The sequence below is a fragment of the Actinacidiphila paucisporea genome (assembly GCF_900142575.1).
Classification (GTDB): Bacteria; Actinomycetota; Actinomycetes; order Streptomycetales; family Streptomycetaceae; genus Actinacidiphila; species Actinacidiphila paucisporea.
Genome location: NZ_FRBI01000031.1, coordinates 41,775 through 51,975, shown reverse-complemented (window position 1 = coordinate 51,975; position 10,201 = coordinate 41,775). Strand labels below are relative to the sequence as shown.

The 10,201-nt window shown below is 73.4% G+C and carries 8 protein-coding genes; 6 read left to right on the top strand and 2 right to left on the bottom strand.

The window, feature by feature from the left end:
• Window position 1 precedes the first annotated feature (1 nt).
• Window positions 2-1,699 (top strand): FAD-dependent oxidoreductase, encoded by a 1,698-nt coding sequence (locus BUE44_RS31040; RefSeq protein WP_073502352.1) that lies wholly within the window; start codon window positions 2-4, stop codon window positions 1,697-1,699.
• A 36-nt stretch (window positions 1,700-1,735) separates the two neighbouring features.
• Window positions 1,736-2,185 (top strand): DUF1931 family protein, encoded by a 450-nt coding sequence (locus BUE44_RS31035; protein WP_073502351.1) that lies wholly within the window; start codon window positions 1,736-1,738, stop codon window positions 2,183-2,185.
• Window positions 2,186-2,207: 22 nt separating this feature from the next.
• Here the strand turns inward: BUE44_RS31035 and BUE44_RS31030 are convergent, their stop codons facing one another.
• Complete coding sequence (locus BUE44_RS31030) at window positions 2,208-3,008, bottom strand: hypothetical protein (RefSeq protein ID WP_073502350.1); 801 nt, start codon at window positions 3,006-3,008, stop codon at window positions 2,208-2,210.
• 41 nt (window positions 3,009-3,049) lie between these two features.
• Entirely contained in the window at window positions 3,050-3,472 is a 423-nt protein-coding gene (locus BUE44_RS31025) for an SRPBCC family protein (protein WP_073502349.1), read from the bottom strand.
• A gap of 307 nt (window positions 3,473-3,779) precedes the next feature.
• Here BUE44_RS31025 and efeU point away from each other — a divergent pair, with 307 nt between their 5' ends.
• The 4 genes from efeU to BUE44_RS31005 all read left to right on the top strand — a co-directional run bounded on the left by efeU (window position 3,780) and on the right by BUE44_RS31005 (window position 10,044).
• Window positions 3,780-5,843 (top strand): iron uptake transporter permease EfeU, encoded by a 2,064-nt coding sequence (gene efeU / locus BUE44_RS31020; RefSeq protein WP_073502348.1) that lies wholly within the window; start codon window positions 3,780-3,782, stop codon window positions 5,841-5,843.
• A gap of 65 nt (window positions 5,844-5,908) precedes the next feature.
• Window positions 5,909-7,222, top strand: coding sequence for an iron uptake transporter deferrochelatase/peroxidase subunit (efeB, locus tag BUE44_RS31015; RefSeq protein ID WP_073502347.1), 1,314 nt, complete (start codon window positions 5,909-5,911; stop codon window positions 7,220-7,222).
• Window positions 7,223-7,572: 350 nt separating this feature from the next.
• Complete coding sequence (locus BUE44_RS31010) at window positions 7,573-8,301, top strand: polysaccharide deacetylase family protein (RefSeq protein ID WP_079190237.1); 729 nt, start codon at window positions 7,573-7,575, stop codon at window positions 8,299-8,301.
• Between the two features lie 147 nt (window positions 8,302-8,448).
• Window positions 8,449-10,044 carry a phospholipase D family protein gene (locus tag BUE44_RS31005; protein ID WP_073502345.1) on the top strand — a complete coding sequence of 532 codons (1,596 nt, stop codon included), beginning with the start codon at window positions 8,449-8,451 and terminating at the stop codon, window positions 10,042-10,044.
• Window positions 10,045-10,201: the final 157 nt, after the last annotated feature.

Here is a 10,201-nt window from a genome sequence, read left to right as displayed (position 1 = left end):
CGTGCCGACCCCGACCCAGCCGAGCCCGGCATCGGCCCCGGCAGCCGACGTCCACGGCGCCTATCCGCGGCTCACGGACGACCAGGTCGCGATCCTGAGATCCTGCGGACAGCAGCGGCAGGTCCGCGAGGGCGACCACCTCTTCCGGGCAGGCGAACGCAGCGAGGACTTCTTCGTCGTCCTCAGCGGCACGGTGGCCGTGGTCGAGCGCCATGACGACCAGGAGCACGTCGTCCAGTTGCACGGTCCGCACAGCTTCCTCGGCGAACTGGGCCTCCTGGAGGGCCAGACCGCCTTCGTCAGCGCGGTGGTGCACAGCCCCGGCGAGGTGCTCGCGGTGGGCTCGGCCGCCCTGCGCGACGTGCTCAGCCGCGAACCCGCGCTCGGCGACGTGATCCTGCGGGCCTACCTGCTGCGCCGTACGATGCTGGCCGGCGCGGGCACGGGCTTCCGTATCGTCGGCTCCGCATTCTCCGCGGACACCCGGCGGCTGCTGGAGTTCGCCGCCCGCAACCGCCTTCCCCACCGCTGGTCCGATCTGGAGAAGGACGCCGAGGCCGAGGCGCTGCTGACGCGTCTGGGCATCTCTCCCGAGGAGACCCCGGTCGTCGTCCTGCACGACTGCCGGGTGCTGCGCAATCCCTCCAACGCCGAGCTCGCCCAGGTGGTCGGGCTGCGGCACGAGACCGCCGAGAAGGCCGTCTGCGACCTGCTGGTGGTCGGCGCCGGACCCGGAGGCCTGGCCGCCGCGGTGAACGGGGCCTGCGAGGGGCTCTCCACGGTCGTCCTGGACGCGGAGGCGACCGGCGGCCAGGCCGGTACGTCCTCCCGGATCGAGAACTACCTCGGCTTCCCCGCCGGGATCTCCGGCGGGGAGCTCGCCGAACGCGCCGTCGTCCAGGCCGACCGGTTCGGCGCCCGGATCGACGTCCCCGCCGAGGCCGCCGGCCTCGAACAGCACGACGGCACCAGCGTGGTGCGGCTCGCCGACGGCGGCACGGTCACCGCGACCAACGTGGTGGTGGCCACCGGTGCCCGCTACCGGCGGCTGACGGCCCCCGGCATCGAGCGGTTCGAAGGAGTCGGGGTCCACTACGCCGCCACCGTCTGGGAGGCGCGGACCTGCCGCTTCGACCCGGTGGCCGTCGTCGGCGGCGGCAACTCCGCGGGCCAGGCGGCCCTCTTCCTGGCGGCCCAGTCGCCCGCCGTCCACCTGCTGGTCCGCGGCGCGGACCTGGAACACAGCATGTCCCGCTACCTGATCGACCGGATCGAGCGGCACCCGCGTATCGATGTCCGGCTGCACACCGAGGTCCGGGAGGTCACCGGCGAGGACCGGGTCGAATCGGTCGTCGTCGAGGACAACCGCACCCACCAGCGGCAGGTGCTGGCCGCCCGCGCCCTGTTCGTCTTCATCGGCGCGCGCCCCGCCACCTCCTGGCTCGCCGAAGCGCTTCCGCTGGACCGGCGCGGCTTCATCCCGACCGGGCCGGAGGTGGCCGATACGTCAGCGGACCTCTGGAAGCGCCTCGGCCGCGCACCGCTCGCCCTGGAAGCCGGTCTGCCGGGGGTCTTCGCCGTCGGCGACGTCCGCAGCGGCTCGGTCAAGCGGGTGGCGTCCGCCGTCGGTGAGGGCGCCATGGCCGTCCGCCTGGCACACGAGCACCTCGGGGAGGTGGGACCACCTGCCGTTCGATGACCTCAGCCCAACTTCGCCGCGAGAAGGTGACACGACATGCCCGTCATGGGAGTTTCGAAATTCGAGCGCTTCTTCCGCGCAGCCGCCGGCCTTGACGTCAGCAAGAACGACCTCAAGCGCTACAACGACTTCGTGGACGCCAAGCTCTACGACCTCTTCCTCATCGGCACGGCCGGCGCCAAGGCCAACGGCCGCGACGTCATCGCGCCGCAGGACCTACCGGTCACCAAGGGCCTGCAGGAGAGCATCCACGCGTTCAGGAAGCTGGAGGAGGGCATAGAGCTGCGCCCGCTGCTCGACCAGCTCGCCGCCCGCCCGGCCCTCGGCATGGACGCCGCCGAGGAGACCCAGGAGCGGCTGCCCGACCTGGCCGGCGGCCTCAGCCTCGCCCTGGCCCGCGCCCTCAAGACCCTCGCCGACGACAGCCGCCGCCCCTCGACGGACCAGTGGGACCAGGCCTTCGAGCTGTTCGACCTGCTGGTCTGAGCGAGCACGCCCCGCGGGCCGATCAGGCGGCGACGGGGCCCCGCGGATCGGGGCCCTGCCAGAACTCGGGACCGAGGGTGTCGTGCAGCAGGTCGTACATCCTCTTCCTGAAGTGGGCGGTGACGAGCCAGGGGCGGGTGAAGACCCGGATCCCGGCGACGTCGCCCCCGGCGTCGAGGGTGAACACCTCGACGAGTTGCTGCACGTGGCCGTCCACGAACTCGTCGATCACCACGGCGAAGTCCGATCGGCCCTCGGCATGGAGGACGGCTCGTACCTTGAGGTCGTCGTAGCTCCGCGCCGCCGCCTGGAGGACGGTCCCGACGACGGCCTTCCCCGACGGCTCCTCGGTCAGGATCGGCGAGTACAGGACGACGTCCTCCGCCAGTGGCGGGACGGCCGGGTGGTCGACCCACACCGGTTCAGGCCCCTCCGGGGCGTACGGCCCGGTGCCCAGGTCCGGGTCCGCGAGGTCGGGCGCCACCTTCGCGATCTCCTCCCGCAGCAGCGCCATGTACGGCCACGGCCGGCCGTAGACGTCGACGGCGGCGACCGGACCCGCGGGGTCGTAGGTCGCCAGCGCCAGGATCTCCACGGTCCGCCCGCCGGGACTCGCGCTGTACACGGCGCCTTCCCGCCCGTCCCCCTTGAGCCGAGCCGTGACCTCGGGCGAGGCGAGCACGTCCTGGTAGGTCCGCAGAGCCCTTGAGACCGCGTCACGGCCGTGGATGCGCGGTGCCGTGATCGGTGTCGCCAGCGAGACGTCTTCGGCGAGCGCCGCCGGGGCTTGCCCCGACAGCGCGGCGAGCAGCGGATCGGACATCGGGTCCTCCTTGGGGTCGCGAACCGGGTGGAAGCGCGCGGCTAGGTGGTCTTGAGGGGTTCCTGGAAGGACTTGCGGACGACGGGTCCTGCGAAGGGCAGTATCGAGGCCATCACCTTGGCCTTGAAGTTGCCGGGGTGCCGCTGGAGTTCGACGTCGATGCGGGTGCCGTCGTCCTCGGGGGTCAGCTGGAAGACCCACCCGCCGGGACCGAACGGCGTCGAGTCGCGGGTGGTGACGGTGACCCTGTTCGCCGAGGGGTCCCATTCGTAGCGTGCGCGCTCGAACGACTTGGCGTTTCCCTCGGTCACCTCTGCCCAGGTGTCGCCCCTGTCGTGGACCTGGAAGTGCTCCGCGTCGATCGACGGCCACTCCTGGATCCGGGCGGGGCTGAAGTCGGTGAGCACCCCCATCACCTCGGGCGGGCTCATGGTGGACGTCAGATGGAAATGCAGGGCCGGCATGACCTGCTCCCTTGCTCGGGAAGGCACGGTTCTCGCGGCGACTCCCCTTCGCGGTGGCCGCACGCCCTCGTGAGCGAGGCGCTCGCCGCCACGTTCCAGCATGCGCCCGGGGCGCGGTGCGGCGCATGCCGGGGCGCGGGCCGGCCCTCCGGCGGGGTGCGCGCTCCCCGGTGTGGCGACTGCCACGGCGCCCCCGGTACGGAGCCCACGTGTTCGTGGACTACAGTCGCGTAGGCGGCAAGGTGAGGTTTGCCTAAGCTAAGCCGGGCGGCCGCCGGGGCCGGTCCGCGAGGAGGGGCGACTACCGATGTGGGACAACGCGTTCCCGAACTTTCTGATCGGGCTTCGGGAGGGCCTGGAGGCCGGACTCGTGGTCTCCATCCTGGTGGCGACGCTGGTCCGCGGCGGCAACACCGCCCGGCTGCCCCAGGTGTGGATCGGTGTCGCGGCCGCCGCGGGAATGTCCCTCAGCTTCGGTGCCGTGCTGACCTTCAGCTCGCAGCAGATGCCCACCACCGCCCAGGAGGCCTTCGGCGGCTTCCTGTCCGTGGCCGCGGTCGCCTTCGTCACCGTGATGGTCTTCTGGATGCGCAGGAACGCGCGCAGCCTCTCCGGCGAGATCAAGGAGAAGGTCACCGCCGCGCTCACCATGGGGGCCGGCGCGCTGATCCTCACCAGTTTCCTCGCGGTGGGCCGCGAGGGCCTGGAGACCGCGCTGTTCCTGTGGACCAACGCCCAGACGGCGCACGGCTCCAGCACCGGTCCGCTGGCCGGCGGAGCCGCCGGCCTGGTGCTGGCCTCGGCGATCTGCTGGGCGCTCTACAAGCGGGTCCTCAAGATCAATCTGACCAGGTTCTTCACCTGGACCGGCTTCGGCCTCATCGTCATCGCCGCAGGCGTGCTGGGCTACGGCCTGCGCGACCTCCAGGAGGGCAAGGTACTGCCCGGCGGCGGCAGCTACCTGGTCGACCTCTCCGGCCACATCGACGCCAACGCCTGGTACACCCAGCTCGTCCAGGGCGTCTTCAACCTCACCCCGCAGATGACCTGGCTGCAGGTCGCGGCCTATGCCGCCTACCTGGCCGTGGTCGCGACCCTCTTCACCCGCGGCCTGCGCACCCCGAAGCCCGTCGCCGCGGCCGCGGCGGCCGGTGACCGGGCCGCCGGACGTCCCGCGAACGCCGAGCCCGCCCGGCCGGCCTCCGCCGCCGTGCTCCGCGCCCCCCGCTGGGTCCTGCCGGTCGCCGTGGTCGCGGTCCCGGCGGTCATCGCCGGCGTGGTCATCGCCGGCTCCGGTGCCAAGAAGGCCGCTGCCACCGTCAGCGTCTCGCCGACCACGTGCGGAAAGGGCTTCACCGCCCCGCGACCCGGACAGCAGACCTTCGCCATGCACAACACCGGCACGCAGACGTCCGAGGTCTACCTGATCGACCCCGCCAGCAACGCCGTCTACGGCGAGATCGAGGGCCTGGCCCCCGGGACGACCCGCTCGCTGACCGCCACCATAGGCACCGGCGCGTACGCGTGGCGCTGCGTCCCGACCGGTGGCAAGCCGGTGACCTCCGCCGCCGTCCGCGTCAGCGGGGGCAGCACCGTGCAGGCCGTGCTGCCCGTCTCGGCCGCCGACCTGGCCGGCCCGCTGACCGCTTACCGGGCCTACGTCGACTCGGGCCTGACCGCGCTGCAGACCCAGGTCGCCCAGCTCGCCGCCGACCTGAAAGCCGGGGACCTGGCCCGGGCCAGGAAGGACTGGCTGGCCGCGCACACCCGCTACGCCTCCCTCGGCGCCGCGTACGGCACCTTCGCCGACTTCGACGGCAAGATCGACGGCCGCGCAGACGGCCTGCCCGGCGGCGTCCACGACAAGGGCTTCACCGGGTTCCTGCGGATCGAGTACGGCCTGTGGCACGGCGAGGCCGCCGCATCCCTGACCGGCCCCGCCGACCGGCTCACCACCGACGTCGGCGCCCTGCGCAAGGCCTTCCCCACCCAGGCCTTCGACCCCTCCGACCTGCCCCTGCGCGCCCACGAGATCCTGGAGAACACCCTCCAGTTCGAACTCACCGGCGACACCGACGAGGGCAGCGGCACCAACCTGGCCACCGCACAGGCCAACCTGGCCGGCACCAGGGAACTGCTCGGCGTGCTCCGCCCGCTCGTCGACGCACGCGCCCCGGGGCGTACGGCCGTGGCGGACTCCGACATCGCCCGCCTGCAGCGGCTGCTCGACGCGGCCCACCACGGCGACGCGTGGACCCCGGTCACGTCGCTCGACGACACCGCCAGGGCGAAGATCAACGGCGCCACCGGCCAGCTCCTGGAGGATCTCGCGCCGATTCCCGCCCTGCTGGAAGTCAGGAAGTCCGCCTGACCACCGGCGTCCCCGCCGTCCCGCCCCCGCCACCCGTGCGACACCTCCCGAAGGGAAACACTCCGATGTCCGCCGACACCCACCGTCTCGAAGGTCTCCCGGCCGGCGAGGGCACCTGCCCGATGGGGTTCGGGACCGCCCGGCGCTCCGTCCTGAAGACCGCGATCGGTGCCGGGACGGGCGCCGCCGCGCTGGCCGCCGGCGGCTTCGCGCTGACCAGCGCGACCGGTGGCGCCACGGCCGAGGCGTCCGACAGCGTGCAGCGCGGGCAGGCGCCCGCGGTGGCCTTCCACGGCGAGCACCAGGCCGGCATCCTCACGCCGCAGCCCGCCGCGGCGACCTTCGTGTCCCTGCGGGTGATCGCCGACACCAAGGCGGAGCTGGCGGACCTCATGCGGACCATCACCGAGCGGGCCCGCTTCCTGACCGCCGGCGGCACCCCCGCCGACCTCGGCGTCGGGGCGCCGCCGTCCGACAACGGCATCCTGGGCCCCTCGGTGCCGGCCGACGCGCTCACCGTCACCGTGGGAGTGGGCGCCTCCCTCTTCGACGACCGCTACGGGCTCGCCGCCGTCAAGCCGCGCCGGCTGGTCCCGATGCGGACCTTCCCCAACGACGACCTCCAGCCGGAGGCGTGCCACGGCGACCTGAGCCTGCAGATCTGCGCGGGCAGCACCGACACCGTGCTGCACGCCCTGCGCGACATCGCCCGGCACACCCGCGGCGCCATGCAGATCAAGTGGCGCGTCGACGGCTTCCACAGCGCCCCGCGCCCCGCCGGCGCGCAGCGCAACCTGCTCGGCTTCAAGGACGGCATCGTCAACCCGGACGTGGCGTCCCGCCGCGAGATGGACCGCCTGGTGTGGGTCACCGACGCTCTCGGCGAGCCCACCTGGGCCACCGGCGGCAGCTACCAGGTCGTCAGGGTCATCCGGATGCTGGTCGAGTTCTGGGACCGGGTCTCGCTCACCGAGCAGGAGAAGATGTTCGGCCGCCGCAAGGACACCGGCGCCCCTCTGGACGGCGTTGCGGAGACCGACGCCCCCGACTACGCCAAGGACCCGGAGGGCAACGCCATCCCGCTGGACGCGCACATCCGGCTGGCCAACCCGCGCACGGCGAAGACCGACGACTCCCGCATCCTGCGCCGCGGCTACAACTACGACCGCGGCGTCGACAGCGTCGGCAACCTGGACATGGGGCTGATCTTCGCCTCCTACCAGCAGGACGTCGTCCGGCAGTTCGAGGCGACCCAGACCCGCCTGATCGACGAACCGCTGGTCGACTACATCACCCCGGTCGGCGGCGGCTACTTCTACGCCCTCCCGGGCGTGCGCGACGCCAAGGACTACCTCGGGCGCACCCTGCTCACCGCCTGAGGCGCCCCGTACCGCCCCTTGGCGCCTGCGTGGCACTGTCGCGCCCTGACGACCACCACGCATCATCCGGCCCGGCTCCGGCTCGACAAGGTCCCCGAGGTCACCGACGCCAGGCGCCATGCCGGCCGGGATGCCACCGTGGAGTGCGTGCGGCGCGACGGCGTCACCCGTACGGACCACGGGAAGCGCGCGGACCTCCGCCACTGTCTACAGTGATGTAGACGACAGGTGCCGGACGACCCGCTTTCTTCGCACGCCGTGGTCGCCGCCCCGCCGTCCGGGCCGTGCCGCCGCGCGCCCAGAGCCGGCTGCACCTCGCAGCAGGCCGCCGCAACCTGCGAGGTATTCCCATGACAGCCGAACACCGACGCTCTGCGAGGCCGCTTCCCGGGCGCGGGCCGGCGGACCTCACCGGCCAGGTGCTGCACGGCTCACGCAGCCGCCCCATGGTGGCGCTGACCTTCCACGGCCAAGGCGAGCCGGCCCTGGCCGAGGAGGTGCTCGCCGTGGCGGAACAGGCCGGCGCCCGTCTCACCGTCATGGCCGTGGGCAGCTGGCTCGACGACCATCCCGCGATCGCCTCCCGCATCAGAAGGGGAGGGCACGACCTGGGGAACCACACGCAGCACCACCCGGACATCTGCGCGATGGACGGCCATGACGCGCTCCGGGAGATCGAGGCGTGCGCGGAGCGCCTGCTGGCGTTGACGGGCACGGTCGGCCCGTGGTTCCGCCCCTCGCGGCGGGCACTGGCCACGCCGCTGGTGCAGCGCCTGGCCCGCAGGGCGGGCTACGCGCACTGCCTGTCCTACGACGTGGACTCCCTGGACTACACGGACCCCGGTCCTGCCGCCGTCCGGCGCACCGTACTGGGCACGGTCCGCCCCGGCTCGATCGTCAGCATGCACCTGGGCCACGTCGGCACCCTCGAAGCGCTGCCCGGGATTCTCGACGGCCTCCGCCGGCGGGGTCTGCAGGCCGTCAGCGCCACCCGGATGCTGCAACTCCCGGACGCCGGCGTGCACGGCCCGTCCCTCGCCGGGATCGGACCCCCCTTCGTCAGGACCGACATGTCGTGAGTGCCTGGTCCGACGGCGCCGAGCGGCGCCCCCGGCCGTGTCCCTCGCTCGGCGGCCGCCGTCCGTCCGGTCACCGGCAGCCGCACCCGGTAGGGCCGCCGCGTGCGGGTAGAAGGAACGGAGGACCGAACTGGAGGGCGGACGCGGATGCGACCTGACGACTGGCTGCTCACCCCGGGCGAGCGCGGCAACCCGGCCACCCGGCTCGACACGCGCCGCGCCGACGGCCATGCCTGGTCCACCGGCAACGACGTCCGGGCGCTGGTGCACGGCTCCGCGTACTTCGCCGCGCTGCTGGCCGCCGTCCGCGACCAGCAGGCCGGCGACCTGCTGTTCTTCACCGACTGGCGCGGCGACCCCGACGAACTGCTGGACGGCCCCGGCAGCGAGATCGGCGCGGTACTGTGCGACGCCGCCCGGCGCGGGGTGGTGGTCAAGGGCCTGATCTGGCGCTCCCACCTGGACCGCCTCCAGTTCAGCGAGCAGGAGAACCGGCACCTCGGCGAGGAGATCGAGGCGGCCGGCGGCGAGTGCCTGCTGGACATGCGGGTACGGCCCGGCGGCGCGCACCACCAGAAGTTCGTCGTGCTGCGGCACCCGGGACGCCCCGAGCGGGACGTGGCCTTCGTCGGCGGTATCGACCTGTGCCACAGCCGGCGCGACGACGCCCGGCACACCGGTGATCCCCGCGCCCTGCCCATGGCGGCCGCATACGGTCCCAGACCTCCCTGGCACGACGTCCAGCTCGCGCTCCGCGGGCCCGCCGTGGGCGACGTCGAGGCGACCTTCCGCGAGCGCTGGCAGGACCCCTCCCCGCTGAGCCGCAGCCCGCTGAGTCGGCTGCGGGCGCTCGTCCACCACGAGGACACCCGCGCCGACCCGCTGCCGCCGCAGCCCCCCGACCCCGAGCCGCGCGGCACCATGACCGTTCAGCTGCTGCGTACGTATCCCGCCCGCCGCCACGGCTACCCCTTCGCGCCGGACGGCGAGCGCAGCGTCGCCCGCGGCTACCGCAAGGCACTGGCCCGCGCCAGGTCGCTGATCTACCTGGAGGACCAGTACCTGTGGTCCGCCGAGGTCGTCGCCGGCTTCGCCCGGGCGCTGGCCGACCATCCCGCGCTGCGGATGATCGCGGTGCTGCCCGCCCACCCCGACCAGGACGGCCGGCTCGCCGGGCCGATGAACGAGCTGGGCCGGGTCGAGGCGCTGCGGGTGCTGCGCGGCGCGGGCGGCCGGCGCTTCGCCGCCTACAGCGTGGAGAACCACGCCGGGACCCCCGTCTACGTGCACGCCAAGGTGTGCGTCATCGACGACGTGTGGGCCTCGGTGGGTTCCGACAACGTCAACCGCCGCTCGTGGACCCACGATTCGGAACTGGGCTGCGCCGTCCTCGATGAGACCCGCGACCCGCGCGAACCCCGCGACCCCGGCGGCCTGGGCGACGGAGCCCGCGCCTTCGCCCGCGACCTGCGCATCGAACTGGGCGCCGAGCACCTGGACCACGACGCCCCCGACACGCTCTGCGACCCGCTGACCGCCTTCGACTGCTTCGCCGAGTCCGCGCGGGCACTGGAGGCCTGGCACCGGGGCGGCCGGCGCGGGCCCCGCCCCCCGGGCCGGCTGCGCCCCTACACCGCGCCGGTGCTCGGCCGGGCGACGACCGTGGCGGTCCGCCCGTTGCAGCGGATCGTGGCCGACCCCGACGGCCGGCCCCGCTCGCTGCGGCGCCGCGCCGACTACTGACCCCCGCGCCGAGGCCCCGGGTAGCCGCGGGGGCTTACGCCTCGTGGTACCGCGGTATGACACGACCTCCCGCGTTCCAGCCCGCGGTACCACGATTCGCGCGCCGAAGGCCCGTAGCGTCGTTCCCGGAGGGCAGGCCAGGCAGGGCCGGTCCGCG

Excerpts from the sequence above, each read along its gene's own strand:
- BUE44_RS31035 (WP_073502351.1), top strand. The coding sequence starts at position 1,736 with ATGCCCGTCATGGGAGTTTCGAAATTCGAGCGCTTCTTCCGCGCAGCC.
- BUE44_RS31030 (WP_073502350.1), bottom strand. The coding sequence starts at position 3,008 with ATGTCCGATCCGCTGCTCGCCGCGCTGTCGGGGCAAGCCCCGGCGGCG.
- BUE44_RS31025 (WP_073502349.1), bottom strand. The coding sequence starts at position 3,472 with ATGCCGGCCCTGCATTTCCATCTGACGTCCACCATGAGCCCGCCCGAG.
- efeU (WP_073502348.1), top strand. The coding sequence starts at position 3,780 with ATGTGGGACAACGCGTTCCCGAACTTTCTGATCGGGCTTCGGGAGGGC.
- efeB (WP_073502347.1), top strand. The coding sequence starts at position 5,909 with ATGTCCGCCGACACCCACCGTCTCGAAGGTCTCCCGGCCGGCGAGGGC.
- BUE44_RS31010 (WP_079190237.1), top strand. The coding sequence starts at position 7,573 with ATGACAGCCGAACACCGACGCTCTGCGAGGCCGCTTCCCGGGCGCGGG.
- BUE44_RS31005 (WP_073502345.1), top strand. The coding sequence starts at position 8,449 with ATGCGACCTGACGACTGGCTGCTCACCCCGGGCGAGCGCGGCAACCCG.